The organism is Salmonella sp. 32120201201600049SM, assembly GCF_017572835.1.
GTDB classification, from domain to species: Bacteria; Pseudomonadota; Gammaproteobacteria; order Enterobacterales; family Enterobacteriaceae; genus Salmonella; species Salmonella enterica.
This window is the reverse complement of record NZ_JAGESA010000004.1, coordinates 392,310-417,526: the sequence shown is the minus strand read 5'-3', so window position 1 is coordinate 417,526 and position 25,217 is coordinate 392,310. Positions and strand designations below refer to the sequence as shown.

Genomic DNA, 25,217 nt, shown 5'->3' with positions numbered 1-25,217 from the left:
ATTATGCGTTCTTCCTAACTAACTCTCTTACAACCGAGAGAAATCATTGAAAAGTGCAAGCCCCATTAACAACACCAGCAAAATCGAGCCAATGCGATAACTAAAGTCTTGAACCCGCTCGGATACCGGCCCGCCCTTAAGCTTTTCAATCGCCAGGAACAGCAGATGACCCCCGTCAAGAACGGGCAGCGGAAACAGGTTAATTATCCCTAAGTTCACGCTGATTAGCGCAAGGAACATCAGGTAATAAATCACCCCGAACTCCGCTGACATCCCAGCCCCCTGAGCGATAGAAATCGGCCCACTGAGGTTGTTCAGTTTCACATCACCGGTTATCAATTTACCCAGCATACTGACCGTCAGCTTCATCAACTGCCACGTCTTATCCGTGGCTTCGAGGATGGCGCTGAAGGGCCCATACTGGCGTATAGTCTTGTACTCTTCCGGCAGAGGAATAATTTTAGGCACCACGCCTGCAAACCCTTCCGCCTTTCCGTTAACCGATTTCGTATCCGGCGTTAACGTCAACGACAAGGCGCTCCCCTGCCTTTCAATCTCTAACGCTAACGGCTTACCGGGATTATCGCGTACAAACGTCACGAATTTCATCCACTGCGTTAACGGCTGACCATCGACTTTAACGATCCTGTCGCCCGCTTGCAAACCCGCTTTACTGGCTGCGGAATTCGCCTGCACTTCTGACAGTACCGGTTCAATCTGTGGCCCGCGGGGCCGAATCCCTAAAGAAGATACAGGATCTTGCTTATCAGGCTCAAATGCCCAGTGACGTAAATCAAGCGTTTTGTCCTGCCGCTGGTCGCTACCAAACGGCGCGACGCTCACCGTCGTCTGCTGATCGCCAATTTTGGACACCAGTTGTAAACGCACGGCATCCCAATCAGGGGTTTCGATACCATCAACGGCTTTAAGTTCCGTACCAAGCGCAATTTGCGCCTGCGCAGCAATCGAGTTGGGCGTTATTTCGCCAATGACCGGACGAACGCCAGGGACGCCGATGATAAAGACCAGCCAGTAAGCAAAGATAGCAAAAATGAAGTTCGCAACCGGACCTGCGGCAATAATTGCGGCGCGCTGGCCCACCGTTTTGTTATTGAAGGCGTGACGACGCAATTCCGGCGCTACCGGTTCGGCGCGTTCATCCAGCATTTTGACGTAGCCGCCCAGCGGGATCAGGGCGATGACATACTCGGTGCCGTACCGATCGGTACGACGCCAGAGCGCTTTGCCAAAACCGATGGAAAAGCGCTCAACTCGCACACCGCAGCGCCGGGCAACCCAGAAATGACCAAATTCATGCACAGTGATCAGCACGCCCAGTGCGATGATGAATGCAGCCAGATTCCAGAGAATACTCAGCATAAAACCTTCCGTTAGAGCGTCCTGAACACCAGTAACAACAGGCAAGCAAAGACCGGTACGGCAGCCGTCAGGCTGTCAATTCGGTCCAGAATGCCGCCATGGCCTGGAATCAAGTGGCCGCTATCCTTAATTCCTGCTTCGCGCTTAAACATACTCTCGGTGAGGTCGCCCAGTACAGAAGCCAGAGCCGCCACCACAGAGCAAATCAGCAAGATAACAGGCGCAACATTCAGATTCGCCCACATACCGTAACCCCATGAGATCACGGCAGCCGTAGCAAGCCCGCCGATAAACCCTTGCCAGGTTTTACCCGGGGAAACCTTCGGCGCCAGCTTATGTTTGCCAAATAATTTACCAAACATATACGCGCCAGAGTCCGCTCCCCAGACCAGGATCATGACATAGAGTAGCCATATTGCGCCACTGTAATGATTCTCGTCATAGTGCCAGGCGCGCAGCGCCAGCATGCCCCAGAAAAATGGCACAATAGTTAACAAACCGAAAATGAGACGCAATGTTTTTGAGTTGCGCCAGATTGCCGCCGAACCGGGATAAAATAGCACCAGCAGTAGCGCGACAACCCACCATCCTAACGATGCCCAAAGCGACATCTCAACCAGCGGTTGACGAATGTTGTGATGATACTCAGGCAACAAAAATAGCATCAGCGCCAATAACAGACCACACAGCACCGCCAGCCAAACCCGCTGTGAACGCGCGGCGAAACCGCTTAACTGTCCCCATTCCCACGCGGCCAGCATACAGACAACCAGCGTAATAATGGCGAACCCCACCGGCGGCAATAAAAAAAGCGCAGCGATGACCGCGGGTATTAACACAAAAGCAGAAATCAGGCGATACTTCAGCAAAAGCAACCCCCATCAGGCTTTGTCATCACCAGGCTCGGTACCGCCGAAACGACGCTCTCGATTAGCAAAGGCATGCAGCGCACCTTCAAAGTCTTGTTCATCGAAATCGGGCCAAAGAACATCCGTAAAGTAAAGTTCGGCATAGGCAATTTGCCAAAGCAAAAAGTTACTAATGCGATGCTCTCCCCCAGTCCTAATTACTAAATCCACAGGCGCCAGCTCATGCATACAGATTTGCTGGCCTAGTCTCTCTTCATCAATCTGATCGGGGCGCAGCACTCCAGCCTGCACCTGTTCCGCCAGTTGTCGGACTCCCTGGACAATATCCCAACGTCCGCCGTAATTCGCAGCGATATTCAGCGTTAGCCCCGTATTATGGGCGGTAAGCGCTTCTGATTTGCGAATACGTTCTTGTAAACGTGAGTTGAATCGGCTGATATCGCCGATAATACGCAGGCGAACGTTATGGCGGTGCAGGCTTTTGACTTCGCTATCCAGCGCCCACACAAACAGCTCCATTAACGCGCTCACTTCCTGCGCCGGTCGGTTCCAGTTTTCACTACTAAAGGCATACAGCGTTAACGCATCAATACCGTTATTGGCAGCAAAAGAGACCGCTCGCCGGACGGACTTCGCCCCGGCTTTATGCCCAAAGGCCCGGATCTTCCCTTGCTTTTTCGCCCAGCGACCATTGCCATCCATAATTATTGCAACATGACGGCAGCCATGCGCTGGCAAATTTTCGCTTACTGGTTGAGTTGCAGACAACATAACGCGTTTTTTGTCCCTGAAAGGATTTAGCGGTACTCAGGAATACTGAAGCCTTTATACACATTCTCTTCGATTCGCTTCGCGGATGACTGCGCGTCATCGCCCCTGTCGTGCGCTGTCTGCGCACGCCGGGAACGTATTCGCCTGCCGTCCCGATGCGCCCTGAATGATTTTGTGTATCCACAAAAAAGCCGTGTAAAACCACGGCTAACCTGACCGAAAAAAGCCAAAAACCTGCGATCAGGTGGCGCAGACTATATCACCGAAGCCCAACGCTAACAAATAGCACGATCTTCTGTCGCGGGATAATCGTCAGCGTGAGAGCCGTATCACTTGTTTTCTGGCTACTTCACGCGCGATGGCGTCAACCTGCAATACGTCCTCAACGCTTGCCGGTTCCTGTAAATCCATCCTCTCCAGCACCGCTAAATTGAGCCCGGCGATATCGGTAAAACGAATCTGTTGCGCCAGAAACGCGGCAACGGTGATTTCGTTTGCCGCATTGAGCGCCGTCGTTGCCGCCTGACCTTGCTCAAACGCCTCCATCGCCAGCTTCAGGCACGGATAACGCTGATAATCTGGCGCGCTAAACGTCAGCGCGCTGAGTTTGCAAAAATCAAGCGGCTGCGCGCCGGACGTGACGCGATTCGGCCATGCCATCGTATGCGCAATAGGCGTACGCATGTCAGGTTCTCCAAGCTGCGCCAGGACGCTGCCGTCCTGATAACGCACCATCGAATGAATGACCGATTGCGGATGGATCAACACTTCCATCTGACGTGCGCTGGCATTAAATAACCAACGCGCTTCAATGTATTCCAGACCTTTATTCATCATGGTGGCGGAGTCGACGGAGATTTTTCGCCCCATCGACCAGTTCGGATGACGACATGCCTGATCCGGCGTCATCGCTGCCAGATCGCACATTGGCGTTTCACGAAACGGGCCACCAGACCCGGTAAGCAAAATCGACGTTACGCCATTTTGCTCAAGGTCAGCGTATCCCAGATTATGCTGAATAGATTGCGGCAAACTCTGAAAAATCGCGTTATGTTCGCTATCGACGGGTAAAAGCCGGGCGTTGCTGCGTTTTACTTCGTCCATAAACAGCCGCCCGCAGGTCACCAGCGATTCTTTATTCGCCAGCAGAATCGTCTTCCCTGCGCGAATCGCCGCCAGGGTCGGCAGTAAACCAGCCGCGCCCACAATGGCCGCCATCACATGCCCGACCTCATCAAGCGCCGCCATCTCACAGGCAGCCTGCTGACCGCTCAGAACCTCGGTGCGGCTGCCATGCTGCTGAAGCATTATTTTGAGCTGTTCTGCGCTCGACGTATCGTCCATCACGGCATAACGCGGCGAGAACTCCAGGCACTGCTCCGCCATGCGGGCGACATTTTTACCCGCCACCAGCGCGATAACGCGGAAGCTATCAGGATTATGGCGCACCACGTCCAGTGTGCTGCAACCAATAGAGCCGGTCGAGCCCAGAATGGTTAATTGCTTCATGAAACGTCCAGAAGTGTTGAAACGGAATAAAAAGCAAAACGCCGCACAGGAGACCTGATAATGTCTTCTGCGCGGCGCTTTGTACACCACTCATCCGCCAGGTTAGCGGTGGAATGAGTTTATATCTGCGTACAGATCAATCAGAACTGCATCAGTTCTGCTTCTTTATCTGCCAACGCCGCATCAACTTTCTTAATTGCCGCGTCGGTCATTTTCTGTACTTCTTCCTGAGAGCGACGATCGTCATCTTCACTGATCGCTTTATCTTTCAGCAGAGCTTTTACTTTATCGTTCGCATCACGACGGACGTTACGAACGGCGACACGCGCCTGCTCCGCTTCGCCACGGACAATTTTCGTCAGATCTTTACGACGTTCTTCGGTCAGCGGCGGCAGCGGAACGCGAATGTCGGTGCCCGCAGAGCTTGGATTCAAACCGAGGTCTGACGCCATGATCGCTTTTTCAACGGCTGGCCCCATAGAACGGTCAAACACGTTAATTTTTAAGGTACGGGAGTCTTCTACCGTTACGCTTGCCAACTGACGCAGCGGGGTCGGAGTGCCATAGTATTCTACGACAATACCATCCAGCAGGCTGGGAGAAGCACGACCCGTGCGCACTTTGCTGATTTGGGTTTTGAACGCTTCAACGCATTTTTCCATGCGTACTTCAGCATCTTTTCTGATATCGCTAATCACGTTACGAATCCTTGAAAACTAGTCTCAGTCAGACCAGACGGTCACACAATATAAAGATGTGCTAAGTATAGTCTCGTTTAATTTCTGCCAGGTAATAAGACCCGTCAATAGAACAGAATCTTACCCGTATTTGGCGCTCACGGGAATTATTCCGTGATTAACGTCCCTTCTTTTTCGCCCATCACCACACGACGCAGCGCGCCCGGTTTGTTCATGTTGAAAACACGAATCGGCAGTTTGTGGTCACGAGCCAGCGTGAACGCCGCCAGATCCATCACTTTCAGCTCTTTATCCAGCACTTCGCTGTAGGTCAGCTGATCGTACATGGTCGCGGAAGGATCTTTTGCCGGATCGGCAGTGAATACGCCATCCACTTTGGTCGCTTTCAGTACGACATCCGCTTCAATTTCGATCCCGCGCAGACAGGCCGCAGAGTCGGTAGTGAAGAACGGGTTACCCGTACCTGCAGACAGAATCACAACACGGTTATTACGCAGCAGGCTAATCGCCTCGGCCCAACTGTAGTTGTCGCACACGCCGTTTAAAGGAATTGCCGACATCAGGCGGGCGTTCACATAGGCGCGGTGAAGCGCATCACGCATTGCCAGGCCGTTCATGACGGTGGCCAACATGCCCATGTGGTCGCCCACAACGCGGTTCATCCCCGCTTTTGCCAGACCCGCGCCACGGAACAGGTTACCACCGCCAATCACCACACCAACCTGAATACCCAGTTCAACCAGTTCTTTGATCTCCTGAGCCATACGATCCAGTATGCTTGCATCAATACCGAAGCCTTCCGTACCCTGCAGAGCTTCGCCGCTTAATTTAAGCAGAATGCGTTTATAGACGGGTTTTGCATTGGTAGCCATGTTTCTTTCCTGAGACTGTCAACGATTGATATGAGTTAATTCCGGCGACATTGTACGTCGCATTTCAGCGCAGACGCCAGGCGTCGGCTGATTTTACAAGAGAGGCGCAAAAAGAAGCCGCCCTCAGGCGGCTCCTCAGGAAAATCAGGACTGCTTAGACATCGCAGCAACTTCTGCTGCAAAGTCAGTCTCGACTTTCTCAATGCCTTCGCCCACTTCAAAGCGGATGAAGCCAGTCACGTCAGCGTTGTGCTCTTTCAGCAGTTGGCCAACAGATTTGCTCGGTTCCATGACGAAAGGCTGACCAGTCAGAGAAACTTCGCCGGTGAATTTCTTCATGCGGCCTTCAACCATTTTCTCTGCGATTTCTTTCGGCTTACCGGACTGCATCGCGATGTCCAGCTGTACCTGGTACTCTTTCTCTACCACGTCAGCAGACACGTCTTCCGGCTTAACGAATTCCGGCTTGCTTGCCGCAACGTGCATCGCCAGCTGTTTAACCAGCTCTTCGTCAGCGCCTTTAGCGGCAACCAGAACGCCGATGCGCGCACCGTGCTGGTAAGAACCCAGAACGTCGCCTTCCAGGGAAGCGACGCGACGAATATTGATGTTCTCGCCGATTTTCGCTACCAGAGCAACGCGCTCTTCTTCGAACTGCGCTTTCAGGACTTCTACGTCAGTGATTTTGCCAGCAACAGCGGCGTCCAGCACTTTGTCAGCAAATGCCTGGAAGCCAGCATCTTTAGCCACGAAGTCAGTCTGGCAGTTAACTTCCAGAATGAAAGCGACGTTGCCGTCGATTTTGGTTTTGATTACGCCGTCAGCAGCCACGTTGCCTGCTTTTTTCGCCGCTTTGATAGCGCCGGACTTACGCATGTTTTCGATTGCCAGCTCAATGTCGCCATTCGCTTCAGTCAGCGCTTTTTTGCAATCCATCATGCCTGCGCCGGTACGCTCACGCAGCTCTTTTACCAGGGATGCGGTAATTTCAGCCATTCTAAAATCCTCGAAAGATTTGATCTGCCCGGCATCAAACCGCACAGATATAAAAGTGAAAAAGGGGGCCATATACAGGCCCCCTAACCAAACGTGATACTACCTGGTCTATAAGGGCTCTCCCCTTCATATTTCGAGCCGCAGGCGCGTTGCCTTCACTCGCTCATCCCGGTCACTTACTGATGTAAGCTCCCGGGAATTCTCGAGCTTGCCGCCTTCCTGCAACTCGAACTATTTTAGGGAGTTATCAAGCCTTATTACTCGGCTTCTACGAAGCTTTCTTCCGCCTGGGAAGCCAGATCCTGAGAACGGCCTTCACGAACGGTTGCAGCGACAGCGCCCAGGTACAGGCTAACAGCACGGATTGCGTCATCGTTACCCGGGATAACGAAGTCAACGCCGTCCGGATCAGAGTTGGTATCAACGATAGCAAATACCGGGATACCCAGGTTGTTCGCTTCTTTGATAGCAATGTGCTCGTGGTCAGCATCGATAACGAACAGAGCGTCCGGCAGACCGCCCATGTCTTTGATACCGCCCAGGCTGTTTTCCAGTTTCTCAAGCTCACGAGTACGCATCAGCGCTTCTTTCTTGGTCAGCTTTTCGAAAGTACCGTCCTGAGACTGAGTTTCCAGGTCTTTCAGACGTTTGATGGACTGACGAACTGTTTTCCAGTTAGTCAGCATACCGCCCAGCCAGCGATGGTTCACGAAGAACTGGTCGCAGCTGTTAGCAGCTTCTTTCACCGCTTCGCTTGCAGCGCGTTTAGTACCAACGAAAAGGATTTTACCTTTACGAGCAGAGATCTTGTTCAGTTCAGCCAGAGCTTCGTTGAACATCGGTACAGTTTTCTCAAGGTTGATGATGTGAACTTTGTTACGCGCGCCGAAGATGAAAGGCTTCATTTTCGGGTTCCAGTAACGGGTCTGGTGACCAAAGTGAACACCAGCCTTGAGCATGTCGCGCATGGAAACAGTTGCCATGATTTAAAACCTCTATAGATTAAGTTGGGGTTATGCCTCCACGTATCCCATATTACCGACCCCAAAGGGCACCCCGGAATATGTGCCGATACGTGTGTGTTGTTACACAAAGTGAGATTTGTCGCTCCCGTCCATCGTGTGTAGTCTTCGAATGGATCGGAAGTCCGGCGCGCTTTATACCACAAATACGCCACCGACACCAATAATTGTTGGCACTCAGTGCTGAATTGAACGATGAATTTCGTGTTACAGGCAGACGGCAAATTTTTGAATTCCCGGGAGCTTACGGCCAGTAAGTGACTGGGGTGAAAAAATGTCGCCAACGCACCTGTGGCACGAAAGGCGAAGTTCAGAATGATTCTCAATTTGGCAGGGTACACCCCTGACTGATACCATTGTCAGCACTTACACAATTATTGCCGAAATCATCGGCACTGATGGACAGAATTCATGGCTATCTCTATCAAGACATCTGAAGACATCGAAAAAATGCGCGTCGCGGGCCGTCTGGCAGCCGAAGTGCTGGAAATGATCGAACCGTATATCAAACCGGGCGTCACCACCGGCGAACTGGACCGTATCTGTAACGATTACATAGTTAACGAACAACACGCGATCTCCGCCTGCCTCGGCTACCACGGCTATCCGAAATCCGTCTGTATCTCTATTAATGAAGTGGTGTGCCACGGCATTCCGGATGACGCTAAACATCTGAAAGATGGTGATATCGTCAACATCGACGTGACCGTGATTAAAGATGAATTCCACGGCGATACCTCGAAGATGTTTATCGTCGGCAAACCGACCATTCTGGGCGAGCGTCTGTGCCGCGTCACGCAAGAGAGCCTGTATCTGGGCATCAAAATGGTGAAACCGGGCATCCGCCTGCGCACCATTGGCGCCGCCATCCAGAAATATGCCGAAGGCGAAGGTTTCTCCGTGGTACGTGAATACTGCGGACACGGTATTGGTCGCGGCTTCCATGAAGAACCGCAGGTGCTGCATTATGATGCAGACGATGGCGGCGTCGTGTTGCAGCCTGGCATGACCTTTACCATTGAACCGATGCTGAACGCCGGGGATTACCGTATCCGCACCATGAAAGACGGCTGGACGGTAAAAACCAAAGACCGCAGCTTGTCTGCTCAGTACGAGCATACTATTGTGGTAACGGAAAACGGCTGTGAAATTCTGACGCTGCGTAAAGATGACACCATCCCGGCGATCATCACACACGACGAATAATGTTTTGCCTGATGGCGATGCCTTCGCATCTTATCAGGCCTACAAATTACACCTTTACTCAAAATCATTCGAGTTGCCTCAAGGCGGCAAGAGAGTGAATCTTCAGGAGCGTACATAAGTACGTGACTGGAGTGAACGAGCGCAGCCAACGTAGAAGCAACTTGAAGGATGAAGAGTAAATACGTAGGCCGGATAAGGCGTTCACGCTACCATCCGGCTTTTTAATGGGTGGCGCATATGAATACTCTTCCTGAACAGCACGCGAATACCGCACTCCCCACCCTCCCTGACCAGCCGCAAAACCCTGGCGTCTGGCCGCGCGCTGAACTGACCGTCGCCGGTATCAAAGCCCGCATCGACATCTTTCAACACTGGCTGGGAGAGGCATTTGACAGCGGCATTTGTGCTGAACAGCTTATTGAAGCCCGAACCGAATTTATCGACCAGTTATTGCAACGCCTGTGGATTGAGGCCGGTTTCGGTCAGATTGCCGATCTGGCGCTGGTCGCCGTCGGCGGCTATGGACGCGGCGAACTGCATCCGCTTTCCGATATTGATCTGCTCATTTTAAGCCGCAAAAAGCTACCCGATGAACAGGCGCAAAAGGTCGGCGAGCTGCTGACTTTATTATGGGACGTCAAGCTGGATGTCGGGCATAGCGTACGTACGCTGGAAGAGTGTCTGCTGGAAGGTCTGTCTGATTTAACCGTTGCGACAAACCTCATCGAAACGCGCCTGCTGATCGGTGATGTCGCTCTGTTTCTGGCACTGCAAAAACATATTTTCAGCGAAGGTTTTTGGCCGTCCGACAAATTTTACGCCGCCAAAGTAGAAGAGCAGAACCAGCGCCACCAGCGCTATCACGGTACCAGCTATAATCTGGAGCCGGATATTAAAAGCAGCCCCGGCGGCCTGCGCGATATCCATACGTTACAGTGGGTCGCCCGACGTCACTTCGGCGCTACCTCGCTCGATGAGATGGTGGGATTCGGCTTTTTAACCCCGGCTGAGCGCGCGGAGCTCAACGAATGCCTGCATATCCTGTGGCGCATTCGCTTTGCGCTACATCTGGTGGTCAGCCGCTACGATAACCGCCTGCTGTTCGACCGCCAGTTAAGCGTCGCTCAACGCCTTAACTACAGCGGCGAGGGCAATGATCCGGTTGAGCGAATGATGAAAGACTACTTCCGGGTTACGCGTCGGGTGAGCGAACTTAATCAGATGCTGCTTCAGCTATTTGACGAGGCGATTCTGGCGCTGCCTGCGGATGAAAAACCGCGTCCTGTTGACGATGAGTTTCAACTGCGCGGCACGCTTATTGATCTGCGTGACGACACGCTGTTTATCCGCGAACCGCAAGCGATCCTGCGCATGTTTTATATGATGGTGCGCAATAGCGCGATCACCGGCATTTACTCTACGACATTACGCCACTTGCGCCACGCCCGCCGCCACCTGAGCCAACCGCTGTGTTACATCCCGGAGGCGCGCACTCTGTTTCTTAGTATGCTGCGCCATCCCGGCGCGGTCAGCCGCGGCCTGCTGCCCATGCATCGCCACAGCGTACTGTGGGCTTATATGCCGCAGTGGTCGCACATCGTCGGACAAATGCAGTTTGACCTGTTCCACGCATACACGGTGGATGAACACACCATCCGCGTAATGCTCAAACTGGAGAGCTTTGCGAAAGAAGAGACGCGCCAGCGCCATCCGCTATGCGTCGATCTCTGGCCGCGGCTTCCCCATCCGGAACTGATCCTGATCGCCGCGCTGTTCCACGATATTGCGAAAGGACGCGGCGGCGACCATTCCGTACTGGGCGCGCAGGATGTACTCACCTTCGCCGAACTGCACGGTTTGAACTCACGCGAAACGCAACTGGTCGCGTGGCTGGTGCGCCAACACCTGCTAATGTCAGTCACCGCCCAGCGCCGCGACATCCAGGATCCGGAAGTCATCAAGCAGTTTGCCGAAGAGGTGCAAACCGAAACACGGCTGCGTTTTCTGGTCTGCCTGACCGTCGCGGACATCTGCGCGACCAACGAAACCTTGTGGAATAGCTGGAAACAGAGCCTGCTGCGCGAGCTGTACTTCGCCACTGAAAAACAGCTCAGGCGTGGAATGCAAAATACGCCGGATATGCGTGAGCGCGTGCGTCACCATCAGCTTCAGGCGCTGGCGCTGCTGCGAATGGACAATATTGATGAAGCCGCGCTGCACAAAATCTGGACCCGCTGTCGCGCTAACTATTTTGTTCGTCATAGTCCAAATCAGCTCGCCTGGCACGCACGCCATTTATTGCAGCACGATCTGCGCCAACCGTTAGTGTTGCTCAGTCCGCAGGCCACGCGCGGCGGAACCGAAATTTTTATCTGGAGTCCGGACAGACCCTATCTGTTTGCCGCCGTCTGCGCCGAGCTGGACAGGCGTAATTTAAGCGTCCATGACGCGCAGATCTTTACCACTCGCGACGGCATGGCAATGGATACGTTTATCGTTCTGGAACCAGACGGCAGCCCGCTGGCGGCGGATCGCCATGACGTTATTCGCACCGGTCTTGAACAGACCATTACGCAGCGTAGCTGGCAGCCGCCGCAGCCGCGTCGGCAACCGGCAAAGTTACGGCACTTTACGGTTGAAACGGAAGTCAATTTTTTGCCCACCCATACCGACAGAAAATCATTCATGGAATTGATCGCGCTCGATCAGCCTGGTCTGCTGGCCAGGGTCGGACAAATTTTTGCCGATCTGGGAATTTCGCTTCATGGCGCCCGAATTACAACCATTGGTGAACGAGTAGAAGATTTATTCATAATCGCCACAGCGGATCGGCGCGCACTTAATAATGTGCTGCAACTTGAGGTGCAACAACGGTTGACAGCGGCCCTCAATCCAAACGATAAAGGGTAGTGTGTTTATTTATATGAAAGAGTTTAACAATGCAGCAGTTACAGAACGTTATTGAGACCGCTTTTGAGCGCCGCGCCGATATTACGCCGGCTAATGTAGATACCGTGACCCGAGAGGCAGTAAACCAGGTCATTTCTCTACTTGATTCCGGCGCGCTGCGTGTCGCAGAAAAAATCGACGGTCAGTGGGTCACTCACCAGTGGTTGAAGAAAGCGGTTCTGCTCTCTTTCCGTATTAACGATAACCAGGTTATCGACGGTGCGGAAAGCCGCTACTTCGATAAAGTCCCGATGAAATTCGCTGATTACGACGAAGCGCGTTTTCAGAAAGAAGGCTTCCGCGTCGTTCCGCCTGCGGCCGTTCGTCAGGGCGCATTTATCGCCCGCAACACCGTGCTGATGCCGTCTTACGTTAACATCGGCGCCTACGTTGACGAAGGCACCATGGTTGACACCTGGGCGACAGTGGGTTCCTGTGCGCAGATTGGTAAAAATGTTCACCTTTCCGGCGGCGTGGGTATCGGCGGCGTACTGGAGCCGCTGCAGGCTAACCCGACCATCATTGAAGACAACTGCTTTATTGGCGCGCGTTCTGAGGTCGTGGAAGGCGTCATTGTCGAAGAAGGTTCCGTCATTTCCATGGGCGTATACCTCGGCCAGAGCACCAAAATCTACGATCGCGAAACCGGTGAAGTTCACTATGGCCGCGTACCGGCGGGCTCCGTGGTCGTTTCCGGCAACCTGCCGTCAAAAGACGGTAAGTACAGTTTGTACTGCGCGGTGATCGTGAAAAAAGTCGACGCCAAAACGCGTGGTAAAGTGGGCATTAACGAATTATTGCGCACTATTGATTAAGCGAGTGAAAAGCGGGGGCGACAGCCCCCCTTTGCATTACGGCGAATGCGGTAACACGGTTTCCGGCGCAATCTTTGCCGCAAACGCCGAAGCCAGCGCAGTCAAAACGACATAACCGGCAACCAAAGTCCAACTGTTATCATAGACTGCGCTTAACGCTTTAGCGATAAACGGCGTGAATCCCCCTGCCACAACCGCCCCCAACTGAGCGCCAATTGATGAACCGCTGTAGCGTACAGGCGGATGAAACAGTCCGGCGAAAAAAGAAGGTTGCACGGCATTCAGTGAATTATGACCAATGTTAATAAGCAGAACGTAGCCCATTGTCATCAGTATGAGCGAACGGCTTTCCAGCAGCCAGAAAAAGGGAAAAGCCATTGCCGCGACAAAAAGCGCGCCGAAAATATACACCTGACGGCAGCCACGCCGATCCGACATGATGCCAAATAGCACGTGCATGGGATACGCCAGCAGACAGGTGAACATTACAATGTACAGAATAGTCAGGCTGGCAATCCCAAGCTGCGTCGTCGCCCAGGAAACCGCGAAGACGGTGGCAAGAAAAAAGGGAACGCTTTCCGCAAAACGCAGAATTATAATCAGCAAAATGCTGCGCCATTGTTCTCGTACTACTTTGACCACCGGCCTTTCTTCTCTTTGCTGCCTATGATTAATGGCCTGCTGCTTTTTAAACGCACGGAAGACAGGCGTCTCATCCAGACGATGACGCATATATAATCCAGGCAACACCAAAAGCGCACTGAGCAGAAAAGGAATACGCCATCCCCACGATAACAACGCCTCCTTCGGTAATTGGGTCACGACTATAAATACGCCTGTCGCCAATAATTGTCCCGTGAGTCCTCCTGTTTGCGATAGCGCGCTTAACCGCCCCCGGTGCTTTCCAGCAGCATATTCCACGACCATCAACATGGCGCCTCCCCATTCACCTCCAACCATAAATCCCTGTAGAAAACGCAGAATAACCAGTAAAGCAGGCGCCAGCGCGCCGATACTGGCGTAAGAAGGCAGGCAACCGATGAGAAACGTGACCGCGCCCATCCCGCCTAACGTGATTAATAACGTGTTTTTACGCCCAAGCGTATCCCCCCTGTTGCCAAAAAATAGCGCGCCCAGCGGTCGGGAGATAAATCCCACGCCGAAACTGGCAAAAGAAGATAACGTTGCAGTCAATGGGCTGGCGCCAGGAAAAAAAAGCGGGCCAAATACCAGCGCGCTTGCCAGGCCGTATAATAGAAAATCATAATATTCAATGGAGTTTCCTATCCAGGCGGAAACCACCACCCGGCGAATAGTAGCATTATACGTTCCGGACATAGACTCCGCCTCTCAAGGTTATCGACCACTGCCTCCGGTCAATTTCCCACACTGACCTCAAACGCTTTCTCTATAAACGGAATATCGCGTTGAATTACTTAAGCTATCAATAACCGCCGCCCTTTTGCTCATGACGTTGCCGAGACGTCTTCTGCGATCAACTACGCTTTTTTTGTATACATTGGTGGCGAAAAACCAATTTTTCGTTAATTATTCAAAAGTTATAGTGTGATGAAGGATACCGCTATGTATGACAATCTAAAAAGTCTGGGCATTACCAATCCTGAGGAAATCGATCGTTACAGCCTGCGGCAAGAAGCCAATAACGATATCCTGAAAATCTATTTTCAAAAGGATAGAGGTGAATTCTTTGCTAAAAGCGTGAAGTTTAAGTATCCACGCCAGCGTAAAACGGTGGTGGCCGATGGCATCGGTCAGGGTTATAAAGAAGTACAGGAGATTAGCCCTAACCTACGCTATGTGATTGACGAGCTGGACCAAATCTGCCAGCGCGACCGCTCAGAACTCGATCTCAAACGTAAGATCCTCGACGACTTGCGCCATCTGGAAAGCGTCGTCGCGAATAAGATCAGTGAAATCGAAGCCGATCTGGACAAGCTTACCCGTAAGTAAGCTGTGTGTTGCCGGATGGCGACGTGTTACGCCTTATCCGGCCTACAGATATATCCCGGTAGGCCTGATAAGCGTAGCGCCGCCGGGCTTAACGCTGTTCATCCAGTTGTAGCGCCACATACAGCAACAGCCGATCGTCAAAATTTCCCAAATCCAGCCCGGTCAGTTCCGAAATACGATTTAGCCGATATTCCAGCGTGTTACGATGAATAAACAGCGCCTTAGAGGTCGCCAGCGGCTGGACATTATGGCGAAACCACGCCGTCAGCGTCCGACGTAATAACCCGTTGTTATCCATCGCTTTGAGTTTTACCAGCGGGCGCGCCAGCTCATTGGCCTGCCAGCCGCCACGCAGGCTATCTAACAGAACCGGCAGCATCAAATCCTGATAAAAATAGCTGCGGCTTTCTGGCATCCGCTGTTTGCCGACCATCATCGTAGTGCGCGCCGTGCGGTATGAACGTGCAATACTGCCCGGCCCGGTAAAGTAATTGCCCAGCGCCACGCGAAAACGTAGCTGACCATTCTCTTTCATTCGCGAGATAAGCTGCTCTACGCGCTTACGATGATCTTCAGCATCCCAGCGACCAAACGAGTTTAAGGCGGGTTTGAGCACCACCATCTCGGTGAGAGAAACAATGGCTATCAGGTTGTTACGCTCCGGCGTGGTAAGCGCATTCTGCAACTGCTGAAGTTCCGCCATTGCGCTATCGACGCCAAGCTGGCCGCTGTCGACTTCCACCACCGCCGCCACACGCGGCTGGTTCAAATCGATCCCCAAACGCTGCGCCCATTCCACCAGCGCCGGCGTATTTTCTTCGGCCTGAATCAGGTTCATCACCAGCTCTTCGCGCAAACGGCTATCCTGCGCCAAAAGGTGCATTAACCGCGACTGCTCCAGCATCATTTCGGCAGTCATACACACCAGTTCGCCATATTTACGCAGATGCTCTGGTTCGCCGGTGAGGCCGATCACGCCGACAATTTCGCCCTCAAGACGTAAGGGAAGATTAATCCCCTGACGCACCCCGTGCAGGTGTCGCGCCACGGCGTTGTCAATATCCACAACCCGGCCCTGCGACAGCACTAACAGCGCGCCTTCGTGCAATTCACCAATACGTTCCCGATCGCCGCTGCCGATAATACGCCCGCGGGCATCCATTACGTTGATATTGGTATCGATGATGCGCATAGTGCGCGCCACGATATCCTGCGCCATTTTGGTATCAAGATGCCAGCCAGCCATAAATCCCTCCTGTGAGCAGAGCACAAGCATAAGGAAGATGACAGGTCTCGACATTGTGCAAATGCACAAAACGGTGCAAATAAGTATGGAGTTGTGGGGGGTTTCACAGAAAAGTGTTGCCCCCTTCCATGGCGGAAGGGGGACAAAGGTGATTACTGCATCAGCAAATAAATAGAACTATCACCACGCTGAATATTCAGCGCCAGAACCGACGGCTTGCTGTCGAGAATCTTACGCAGTTCGGCGATATTTTTCACCGGCTGCTGGTTAGCGCCGATAATCACATCACCTTTTTTGAGGCCAATTTGCGCGGCGGGTGAATTCGCTTTCACGCTGCTCACCACAACGCCTTTATCCTGGCCTTTATTGCTCATTTCAGCGCCTTCAATCCCGCTGAAGATGGTGCTGGAATCAACCTGACTCTGGCTGCTCTGCTGCAGTTCCAGATTAACCGTAATCGCTTTACCTTCACGCAGCAGACCGAGGCTGATTTTGCTGCCGACCGGCATAGTGCCGACCTGAGCGCGCAGCGCCGCAAAGCTGCTGATCGGTTTACCGTTCAGCGAGGTAATGACATCCCCGGCTTTGATACCCGCTTTCGCTGCGGACGAATTCGGCATCACCTGGCTGACGAACGCGCCACGCTGGGCGTCGACTTTCATCGCTTTCGCCAGCTCAGAGCTCAGCTCAGTCCCCATGATCCCCAGTTCGCCGCGTTTCACCTGGCCGTATTCCACCATCTGCGACGTCAGGTTTTTCACCATGTTACTGGGGATAGCGAAGCCGATACCGATGTTGCCGCCGTCCGGCGCCAGAATCGCGGTGTTAATACCGATCAGCTCACCGTTCAGGTTCACCAGCGCGCCGCCGGAGTTACCGCGGTTAATCGCGGCGTCGGTCTGAATAAAGTTCTCGTAATTTTCTACGTTCAGGCCGCTACGCCCCAGCGCCGAAACGATACCTGACGTCACCGTTTCGCCCAGACCAAACGGGTTACCAATAGCGACGGTATAATCCCCCACGCGCAGCGCGTCGGAGTCCGCCAGCTTAATCGCCGTCAGGTTCTTCGGATTCTGAATTTGAATCAGCGCGATATCAGAACGCGGATCTTTGCCCACCACTTTAGCATCGAATTTACGCCCATCGCTAAGCTGTACTTTAATCACGCTGGCGTTATCAACCACGTGGTTGTTGGTGACGACGTAGCCCTTCGCGGCGTCAATAATTACGCCGGAGCCCAGCGCCATGAATTTCTGTTGTTGACCGCCGTTGCCGCCGTTACCGCCGCCCTGGCAGAACGGAGAATTCTGGAACGGAGAACCGTCCTGGCAGAACGGGGAGTCATCGCCAAAGAATTGCTGGAAATTACGCGGCATACGCGGCGTATTCACCGTGGTGCTACCTTCTACATTAATACTGACCACCGATGGCATCACTTTTTCGAGCATCGGTGCCAGGCTTGGCATCTGCTGGGCAGTCATTGCTGAAGAGGACGTTTCAGCCGCCGTGGCAGACAGAGGCGACAATGCCAAACCTAAACTCAGAGCCAGTGCACTCATTGCTAATGTGGTTTTTTTCATGTGTTTCAATCTCGATTAACAGGTAACGCAAAATTGCTGTGTACGTCAGATTCATTTTATAACGCGAAGTTCCGGAATAAAGTTTCTGGAAAAAGTAAAAATTTATTGTCCATCTTTACAAAAGTCCATTTACTGTTCGACCGCCATCAAACGCCGATATTCATCCCATGCGTAAAGGTCAGTCATCCCGCTGATATAATCCTGAATCAACCGACAGCGATAATAATATTCCAGTACCGGGTACTCCGCCGAATCCGTGGGTAATTTACTGACGACTTCCACGTAGGCCAAACGATGGCGCGTAGAAAGTTTCTGAAATAAGCGCGATTCTATGGGGAAGCGTTTCAACCGTTCTTTTTCCACCAGCTCGCGAAAGTCGTTAAGCGACAAGCTTAATAGCGGCTGATAGATATCTAATAACCCGCTGATCACCCGGTATCCCTGTAGTTCAAGCTGTTCTACATCCGGATGGCTAAACACATGTTCAACCGCCACATTCTTATAGAGTTCAAGCAGGCGGCTAAAACCGCTGGCATCTTCCAGTAACGCCTGATTGAAGGTACCGGCAAAAATCTGCGGCAAATTATCAATAAAACGCTGAGCGGCATAGGGCACCAGTTTATTTAATGTATTTACCCGTAAATACATAAAAAACTGATCTTCGGTACTGCGGCTTAATGTATTGGCGCGTGATTTTTCCCACGCATTTCCTACCACCAGCTCAAACAGCGAATCCTTCTCATGGTGGCCCCACGCGTGATATAAATGGTGATAAAGCTGCTCAACGCTAAAGATTCTTTTCTCTACCGCGTCTTCAAGATCGGCGACACAATAAGAAATATCATCTGCGGCTTCCATAATCCACGTTAATGGAAAGCGACTGTAAGGCGCTAACTGCAGTTCTTTACGTAACCTCGCAATATACTTCTCTTCAGAAAGATAATAGCCCGGTTTCTTCATTAAATAGCGATGGGAATCCGGCACCGGCCCTCGCCACCATGCCGGACGGGTATATTTTAAAATTCCGCCAACCTGCGCCCAGGTAAGATTCATCCGCATGAGCGTATGCACCAGACGAATTCCCTGTGCATTGCCTTCAAAATGGCAGATATCCTGACGTACTTTGCGGCGAATATCGTTCAGATTTTCTTCGCCTTCCTGTAACCGTAGCGAGGAAACCACACAGCGATCATGCGTGAGCGGCTGGCTTTCCGCATCTTCCGGATGCAGCCGCTGACGAAACCAGTCATTGATCGCCGCTTCGCCAAAATGACCGAACGGCGGATTACCGATGTCGTGCATCAGGCAGGCCATTTCTACAATACTTTCAAAGGGACCGGTCAGCGCATCCAGACCGTACTCCTCCAGCCGGTTTTGCTCTTTCAGGCGGCTTAAAATCTCTTTCGCGATATAACGCCCCACCTGCTGCACCTCCATCGAATGCGTCAGACGAGTACGCACCGCGGCATTGCGCTCCAGCGGGAAAACCTGCGTTTTTTGCTGCAAACGGCGTATAGCCGGAGAGTTGATAATCCGCCCGCGATCGCTTTCAAAAATCCGCAGGATCTCATGCTCCGTCTTTACACCCTGCGGTGAACGATAACGACGATGCCAGTTAATTTTATTTCGGAAATCGATCGATGCCATATCCTCTCCCCGCCTGAGAAATGCGCTTCCCCATAAGCGCATGATAAACTATGCCCCCAAAACTGACTTATCGCGAGTAAATCTATGAAAATCGGCATCATTGGCGCAATGGAAGAAGAAGTTACGCTGCTGCGTGACAAAATTGACAACCGTCAGACGATTACGCTGGGCGGCTGCGAAATTTACACTGGCCAGTTGAACGGCACCGAAGTGACGTTGCTGAAATCCGGTATCGGTAAAGTCGCGGCGGCGCTGGGCGCAACGTTGCTTCTGGAGCACTGCAAGCCGGACGTGATCATCAATACCGGTTCCGCAGGCGGTCTGGCGTCCACGCTGAAGGTCGGCGATATCGTCGTCTCTGACGAAGCGCGTTACCACGACGCTGATGTGACCGCTTTCGGCTATGAATACGGGCAATTACCGGGCTGTCCGGCTGGATTTAAGGCCGATGATAAGCTGATCGCCGCCGCGGAATCCTGCATCAGGGATCTGAATCTGAACGCGGTACGCGGCCTTATTGTTAGCGGCGACGCGTTTATTAACGGCTCCGTCGGGCTGGCGAAAATCCGGCATAACTTCCCCGACGCGGTCGCCGTAGAGATGGAAGCCACCGCTATCGCCCACGTCTGCCATAACTTCAACGTGCCGTTCGTGGTGGTACGCGCTATCTCTGACGTGGCCGATCAGCAATCGCACCTCAGCTTTGACGAATTCCTCGCGGTGGCGGCGAAACAGTCGACTCTGATGGTCGAAACGCTGGTACAGAAACTGGCGCATGGCTAAGCAAATGTTCAGGGCGCTGGTCGCCCTGCTGCTTACGCTCCCGGTGTGGCTTTACGCTGCGCCGCGCGTCATTACCCTCTCTCCCGCCAATACGGAGCTTGCTTTTGCCGCCGGGATTACGCCCGTTGGCGTCAGCAGCTATTCCGACTACCCGCCCGAAGCGCAAAAAATAGAACAGGTCTCTACCTGGCAGGGAATGAATCTGGAACGCATTGTGGCGCTGAAGCCGGATCTGGTCGTCGCCTGGCGCGGCGGTAATGCGGAACGCCAGGTAAACCAACTGACGTCATTAGGTATTAAGGTCATGTGGGTGGACGCGGTAAGCATCGAACAGATCGCCGACACGCTCCGTCAACTGGCCGCCTGGAGCCCGCAGCCGGAAAAGGCTCAGCAGGCAGCGCAGACATTGCTAAACGAGTACGCCGCGCTCAACGCCGAGTATGCCGGTAAAGCTAAAAAGCGCGTCTTTCTTCAGTTTGGCATGAATCCTCTGTTTACCAGTGGTAAAGGGTCTATTCAACATCAGGTTTTGACGACCTGCGGCGGAGAAAACGTCTTTGCTGACAGCCGCGTGCCGTGGCCGCAAGTCAGCCGTGAGCAGGTGCTGGCAAGGCATCCCCAGGCCATTATCGTGGCCGGAAAAGCGGGCGAAATTCTCAAAATTGAACAATACTGGGGAAACCTGTTAAAAATTCCGGTTATTCCGCTTAACAGCGACTGGTTTGAACGCGCAAGCCCGCGTATTATCCTCGCCGCAAAACAACTCTGTAATGCGCTTTCACAGGTGAATTAGAGCCTGTCTTACCAGGCTCCCAGTGGGGATTCGACAATGCTCGTCTATTGGCTGGATATTGTAGGCACGGCTGTATTTGCTATCTCTGGCGTGTTGCTGGCCGGGAAATTACGTATGGATCCGTTCGGCGTCCTGGTGCTCGGCGTCGTTACTGCCGTCGGCGGCGGGACAATCCGCGATATGGCGCTGGATAACGGCCCGGTATTCTGGGTTAAAGATCCTACCGACCTGGTCGTCGCCATGGTCACCAGTATGCTGACCATCCTACTGGTTCGCCAGCCAAGACGTCTACCGAAATGGATGTTGCCGGTACTGGATGCGGTCGGGCTGGCGGTGTTTGTCGGCATTGGGGTGAATAAAGCCTTCCTCGCTGAAACGGGGCCATTAGTGGCTGTCTGTATGGGCGTGATTACCGGCGTCGGCGGCGGGATTATTCGCGATGTTCTGGCACGCGAGATCCCCATGATCCTACGCACCGAAATCTATGCCACGGCCTGTATTATCGGCGGGATTGTTCACGCCACCGCGTTTTATACGTTTTCAGTACCGCTGGAAAGCGCCAGCATGATGGGTATGGTGGTCACGCTGTTCATTCGGCTGGCGGCCATTCGCTGGCATTTGAAATTGCCGACGTTTGCCCTGGATGAAAACGGACGTTGATATTGTTTTGCCCGATGGCGCTACGCTTATCGGGCCTGGAACATCTTTCCTGTAGGCCGGATAAGACGCTCGCGTCGCCATCCGGCACAACGAACAGCAATCAAATGCTGAAGGAAGAGCCACACCCGCAGGTACTTTTCGCATTCGGGTTGGTTACAATGAAGCGGGAACCTTCCAGACCTTCGGTATAATCTACCGAACCACCCACCAGATACTGCAAACTCATCGGGTCAACCACCAGGCCAACGCCCTGTTTTTCGATGGTCATATCCCCTTCGTTAACCTGATCGTCAAAGGTAAAACCATACTGGAAGCCGCTGCAACCACCGCCGGTGATATACACGCGCAGTTTCAGATTCGGGTTATCTTCGTCAGCGATAAGACTTTTTACTTTATTCGCTGCTGCGTCGGTAAACTGCAGCGGCAGCGCTACGTCATCACTCATATTTTGCTCCAAACGACATCGGTAATTGGATAAATTTTCACCCAATATTGGCAGTCATTATCTAATACCCTGGTAATTCGTTCAAGTATTCTCGCCCGCAGGCGCATTCTGGTTTTTCGCCGCCTGTTCCGCATCCTGCTTCGCCAGAGTGCGCGCCAGGATGGTTGAGTATAACGGTTTCCCGCCCAAAAACTGGGCTAATAGTGTCGCGCCAAGACAGGTGATAATCATTGGCAAAATGAGCTGATAGTTATCGGTCATCTCCAGCACCAGCACAATCCCTGTCAACGGGGCGCGCACCGACGCCGCCATCAGCGCCCCCATCCCGGCAATCGCAAAGGTACCGGCCTCCAGGTGATACTGCGGGAAAAGCACTGCCGCCGCCATACCGAAGGCCGTACCAAGCAGCGTTCCCAGCGCCAGCATCGGGGCGAAAATGCCCCCCGGCGCGCCGGAAGAAAAGCAAAGCAGCGTTGTGACCACCCGGGTAATAAAGATGAACAGCAGTAGCCCGACGCTAAAATTACCTGCCGCGGCGATAGGAATAAGGTTAAATCCGCCGCCTGCCGCTTCCGGCTCAATCAACCCCAGAATACCGCACAGGCCGCCGATCGCGCCGCCCATAAGCACCCATTTTTTAATTTCGCCGCCATGAAAGCGCTGAAACATATCCTGGGTACGCAGCACCAACGAATTAAATACCGGCCCGACGCAGCCAAAAATAATGCCGAGGATAAGGTATAACCACAGTGTGTTAACCGGCGCATCAGACAGTTTGCCGACTTCAATAATCGGCGCTTCGCCGTTAAATATGCGGAACACAATGCTCGACATGATGACGCCGGTAAACACCGCTTTAATCGAAATCAGGTTGTAGCGAAACTGCGGGCGCATCTCTTCAATAATGAACAGGATACCCGCCAGCGGCGCGTTAAACGCCGCAGAGAGCCCCGCCGCCGCGCCGGTCGCCAGCAACGTATGCCGCGCTTCGGCGCTGCGCATACGAAAAACATCCAGCACCATGCGCCCCAGGTTGCCCCCGATTTGCACCGTTGGCCCTTCGCGCCCTAATACCATTCCTGCGCCCAACGTTCCCATCCCGCCGATAAACTTCACCGGCAACACGCGCCACCAGCGCACCGGACGTAACTCCTCCAGCGCGCCTTCAATTTCCGGGATACCCGAGCCGCCGGCTTCCGGCGCAAATTTTCGCACCAAAAAGTAGCCGACCATCGCCAGTAACGCCGAAAGGATAAAGGCCAGCGGCCAAAGCAAAAACGCATGGTCCGCGACCTGAACCAGCGCGCCAATGCGCATGTTTTGTACCCAGGAAACCGCCTTTTCAAAGGCGACGCCAACCAGTCCGGTAAGCGTGCCGACAACGGCCGCCATGAACAGGATGGCCAGCGGCGTTTTATCCCGCTGCATTAACCGGCGAATCTGATCTCTGCGCCGTAAACGCACAATTTGCTGAGCTAAAAAGGTGGAAGTGTCTGTTTTCATCAGAAGATCATTAATTGGTAATACAAATCTAAAGTCGGCATTCTACTCGCCAACGCCGCGAAAATCCCCTGCAAATCGTATTGTTTCAAATGCGTAAAACTTTCATAACCTTCTCTGAATAACTTAGAATAGCGGGTATTCACTTTTTCTACGAACCAGGAATCTTTCCATGAGTAAGTCTGAAAATCTCTATAGCGCGGCCCGCGAGCTGATCCCCGGCGGCGTGAACTCCCCTGTTCGCGCCTTCACTGGCGTGGGCGGCACCCCGCTGTTTATCGAAAAAGCGGACGGCGCGTATCTGTACGATGTCGATGGCAAAGCATATATCGACTATGTCGGTTCCTGGGGGCCAATGGTACTGGGGCATAACCATCCGGCTATCCGCAATGCGGTGATCGAAGCTGCGGAGCGCGGTTTAAGCTTCGGCGCGCCAACCGAAATGGAAGTAAAAATGGCGGAACTGGTGACCAACCTGGTGCCGACCATGGACATGGTGCGCATGGTGAACTCCGGCACCGAAGCGACGATGAGCGCGATTCGCCTGGCGCGTGGTTTTACTGGCCGCGATAAGATTATCAAATTCGAAGGCTGCTACCACGGCCACGCAGACTGTCTGCTGGTCAAAGCCGGTTCTGGCGCGCTGACGCTCGGTCAGCCGAACTCGCCGGGCGTGCCGGCAGATTTCGCGAAACATACGCTGACCTGCACTTATAACGATCTGACGTCAGTGCGCGCGGCGTTTGAACAATATCCGCAGGAAATCGCCTGTATCATCGTCGAACCCGTAGCGGGCAATATGAACTGCGTCCCGCCGCTGCCGGAATTTCTGCCAGGTCTGCGCGCCTTGTGCGATGAGTTCGGCGCGCTGCTGATTATCGACGAAGTAATGACCGGTTTTCGCGTAGCGCTGGCCGGAGCCCAGGATTACTACGGCGTCGTGCCGGACCTGACCTGTCTGGGTAAAATCATCGGCGGCGGGATGCCGGTAGGCGCGTTTGGCGGTCGTCGCGATGTAATGGATGCGCTGGCGCCGACGGGCCCGGTTTACCAGGCGGGCACCCTTTCCGGCAACCCGATTGCGATGGCGGCCGGTTTCGCCTGCCTGAATGAAGTCGCCCAGCCCGGCATTCATGAAACGCTGGATGAGCTCACCACCCGTCTGGCGGAAGGTTTGCTGGAAGCTGCCGAAGAAGCGAATATTCCGCTGGTGGTTAACCATGTCGGCGGCATGTTCGGGATTTTCTTCACCGACGCTGATAGCGTAACCTGCTATCAGGACGTGATGGCGTGCGACGTGGAACGCTTTAAGCGTTTCTTCCACCTGATGCTGGAGGAAGGCGTATATCTGGCACCGTCCGCGTTCGAAGCAGGCTTTATGTCCGTGGCGCACAGTGAAGAAGATATCAATAACACCATCGACGCCGCGCGTCGGGTGTTTGCGAAACTGTAAAAGAGAACGTCCAGAAACAACGTAGGCCGGGTAAGGCGAAGCCGCCACCCGG

The 25,217-nt window shown here is 53.2% G+C and carries 22 protein-coding genes; 8 read left to right on the top strand and 14 right to left on the bottom strand.

Annotated elements, in window-relative coordinates:
* Positions 1-27: 27 nt before the first annotated feature.
* The 8 genes from rseP to rpsB all read right to left on the bottom strand — a co-directional run bounded on the left by rseP (position 28) and on the right by rpsB (position 8,078).
* Positions 28-1,380 (bottom strand): sigma E protease regulator RseP, encoded by a 1,353-nt coding sequence (rseP, locus tag J4650_RS12560; protein ID WP_023993167.1) that lies wholly within the window; start codon positions 1,378-1,380, stop codon positions 28-30.
* An 11-nt stretch (positions 1,381-1,391) separates the two neighbouring features.
* Positions 1,392-2,249 carry a phosphatidate cytidylyltransferase gene (gene cdsA / locus J4650_RS12555; RefSeq protein WP_000922422.1) on the bottom strand — a complete coding sequence of 286 codons (858 nt, stop codon included), beginning with the start codon at positions 2,247-2,249 and terminating at the stop codon, positions 1,392-1,394.
* Positions 2,250-2,261: 12 nt separating this feature from the next.
* Positions 2,262-3,020 carry a (2E,6E)-farnesyl-diphosphate-specific ditrans,polycis-undecaprenyl-diphosphate synthase gene (gene ispU / locus J4650_RS12550; protein WP_000947413.1) on the bottom strand — a complete coding sequence of 253 codons (759 nt, stop codon included), beginning with the start codon at positions 3,018-3,020 and terminating at the stop codon, positions 2,262-2,264.
* 312 nt (positions 3,021-3,332) lie between these two features.
* On the bottom strand, positions 3,333-4,529 hold the full coding sequence (gene ispC / locus J4650_RS12545) for a 1-deoxy-D-xylulose-5-phosphate reductoisomerase (protein ID WP_000811905.1): 1,197 nt from the start codon (positions 4,527-4,529) through the stop codon (positions 3,333-3,335).
* A 140-nt stretch (positions 4,530-4,669) separates the two neighbouring features.
* A complete protein-coding gene (frr, locus tag J4650_RS12540) occupies positions 4,670-5,227 on the bottom strand; it encodes a ribosome recycling factor (protein ID WP_000622423.1) in 558 nt (185 codons plus the stop codon).
* A 146-nt stretch (positions 5,228-5,373) separates the two neighbouring features.
* Entirely contained in the window at positions 5,374-6,099 is a 726-nt protein-coding gene (gene pyrH / locus J4650_RS12535; protein WP_000224567.1) for a UMP kinase, read from the bottom strand.
* A gap of 144 nt (positions 6,100-6,243) precedes the next feature.
* Entirely contained in the window at positions 6,244-7,095 is an 852-nt protein-coding gene (gene tsf, locus J4650_RS12530) for a translation elongation factor Ts (protein WP_000808106.1), read from the bottom strand.
* 257 nt (positions 7,096-7,352) lie between these two features.
* Positions 7,353-8,078, bottom strand: a complete 726-nt coding sequence (rpsB, locus tag J4650_RS12525) for a 30S ribosomal protein S2 (protein WP_000246886.1) — start codon at positions 8,076-8,078, stop codon at positions 7,353-7,355.
* Between the two features lie 450 nt (positions 8,079-8,528).
* Between rpsB and map the strand changes: the two genes are divergently transcribed.
* The 3 genes from map to dapD all read left to right on the top strand — a co-directional run bounded on the left by map (position 8,529) and on the right by dapD (position 13,087).
* The gene (map, locus tag J4650_RS12520) at positions 8,529-9,323 is read left to right on the top strand and encodes a type I methionyl aminopeptidase (protein ID WP_001018214.1); all 795 of its coding nucleotides are present in this window, start codon (positions 8,529-8,531) and stop codon (positions 9,321-9,323) included.
* 237 nt (positions 9,324-9,560) lie between these two features.
* Positions 9,561-12,233 (top strand): bifunctional uridylyltransferase/uridylyl-removing protein GlnD, encoded by a 2,673-nt coding sequence (gene glnD, locus J4650_RS12515; protein ID WP_001094519.1) that lies wholly within the window; start codon positions 9,561-9,563, stop codon positions 12,231-12,233.
* Positions 12,234-12,262: 29 nt separating this feature from the next.
* Positions 12,263-13,087, top strand: coding sequence for a 2,3,4,5-tetrahydropyridine-2,6-dicarboxylate N-succinyltransferase (gene dapD, locus J4650_RS12510; RefSeq protein ID WP_001186673.1), 825 nt, complete (start codon positions 12,263-12,265; stop codon positions 13,085-13,087).
* Positions 13,088-13,123: 36 nt separating this feature from the next.
* On the opposite strand, the gene J4650_RS12505 is transcribed toward dapD, so the two are convergent.
* Positions 13,124-14,425 (bottom strand): MFS transporter, encoded by a 1,302-nt coding sequence (locus J4650_RS12505; protein ID WP_000017192.1) that lies wholly within the window; start codon positions 14,423-14,425, stop codon positions 13,124-13,126.
* A gap of 246 nt (positions 14,426-14,671) precedes the next feature.
* Between J4650_RS12505 and J4650_RS12500 the strand changes: the two genes are divergently transcribed.
* On the top strand, positions 14,672-15,058 hold the full coding sequence (locus tag J4650_RS12500; protein WP_000272193.1) for a DUF3461 family protein: 387 nt from the start codon (positions 14,672-14,674) through the stop codon (positions 15,056-15,058).
* Between the two features lie 88 nt (positions 15,059-15,146).
* On the opposite strand, the gene cdaR is transcribed toward J4650_RS12500, so the two are convergent.
* From cdaR to dgt, 3 genes are all read right to left on the bottom strand, one after another.
* Positions 15,147-16,304, bottom strand: a complete 1,158-nt coding sequence (cdaR, locus tag J4650_RS12495) for a DNA-binding transcriptional regulator CdaR (RefSeq protein ID WP_000929458.1) — start codon at positions 16,302-16,304, stop codon at positions 15,147-15,149.
* 152 nt (positions 16,305-16,456) lie between these two features.
* Positions 16,457-17,884 carry a serine endoprotease DegP gene (gene degP, locus J4650_RS12490; protein WP_000753959.1) on the bottom strand — a complete coding sequence of 476 codons (1,428 nt, stop codon included), beginning with the start codon at positions 17,882-17,884 and terminating at the stop codon, positions 16,457-16,459.
* Positions 17,885-18,013: 129 nt separating this feature from the next.
* Positions 18,014-19,531, bottom strand: coding sequence for a dGTPase (gene dgt, locus J4650_RS12485; RefSeq protein WP_000146450.1), 1,518 nt, complete (start codon positions 19,529-19,531; stop codon positions 18,014-18,016).
* A gap of 84 nt (positions 19,532-19,615) precedes the next feature.
* Here dgt and mtnN point away from each other — a divergent pair, with 84 nt between their 5' ends.
* Genes mtnN through J4650_RS12470 form a run of 3 tightly spaced genes read left to right on the top strand, consistent with a single transcriptional unit; the run spans position 19,616 to position 21,767 of the window.
* On the top strand, positions 19,616-20,314 hold the full coding sequence (gene mtnN, locus J4650_RS12480; RefSeq protein WP_023993168.1) for a 5'-methylthioadenosine/S-adenosylhomocysteine nucleosidase: 699 nt from the start codon (positions 19,616-19,618) through the stop codon (positions 20,312-20,314).
* Positions 20,307-21,107 carry a vitamin B12 ABC transporter substrate-binding protein BtuF gene (gene btuF, locus J4650_RS12475; protein ID WP_001118838.1) on the top strand — a complete coding sequence of 267 codons (801 nt, stop codon included), beginning with the start codon at positions 20,307-20,309 and terminating at the stop codon, positions 21,105-21,107. The genes mtnN and btuF overlap by 8 nt, the downstream gene beginning before the upstream one ends.
* Positions 21,108-21,143: 36 nt before the next feature.
* On the top strand, positions 21,144-21,767 hold the full coding sequence (locus J4650_RS12470; RefSeq protein WP_000964234.1) for a TRIC cation channel family protein: 624 nt from the start codon (positions 21,144-21,146) through the stop codon (positions 21,765-21,767).
* 100 nt (positions 21,768-21,867) lie between these two features.
* Here J4650_RS12470 and erpA read toward each other — a convergent pair whose 3' ends face one another.
* The gene (gene erpA / locus J4650_RS12465; RefSeq protein WP_001278668.1) at positions 21,868-22,212 is read right to left on the bottom strand and encodes an iron-sulfur cluster insertion protein ErpA; all 345 of its coding nucleotides are present in this window, start codon (positions 22,210-22,212) and stop codon (positions 21,868-21,870) included.
* Positions 22,213-22,293: 81 nt separating this feature from the next.
* Entirely contained in the window at positions 22,294-23,715 is a 1,422-nt protein-coding gene (clcA, locus tag J4650_RS12460; RefSeq protein ID WP_000845430.1) for a H(+)/Cl(-) exchange transporter ClcA, read from the bottom strand.
* Positions 23,716-23,884: 169 nt separating this feature from the next.
* Here clcA and hemL point away from each other — a divergent pair, with 169 nt between their 5' ends.
* A complete protein-coding gene (gene hemL, locus J4650_RS12455; RefSeq protein ID WP_023993169.1) occupies positions 23,885-25,165 on the top strand; it encodes a glutamate-1-semialdehyde 2,1-aminomutase in 1,281 nt (426 codons plus the stop codon).
* The last annotated feature ends 52 nt before the right edge of the window (positions 25,166-25,217 follow it).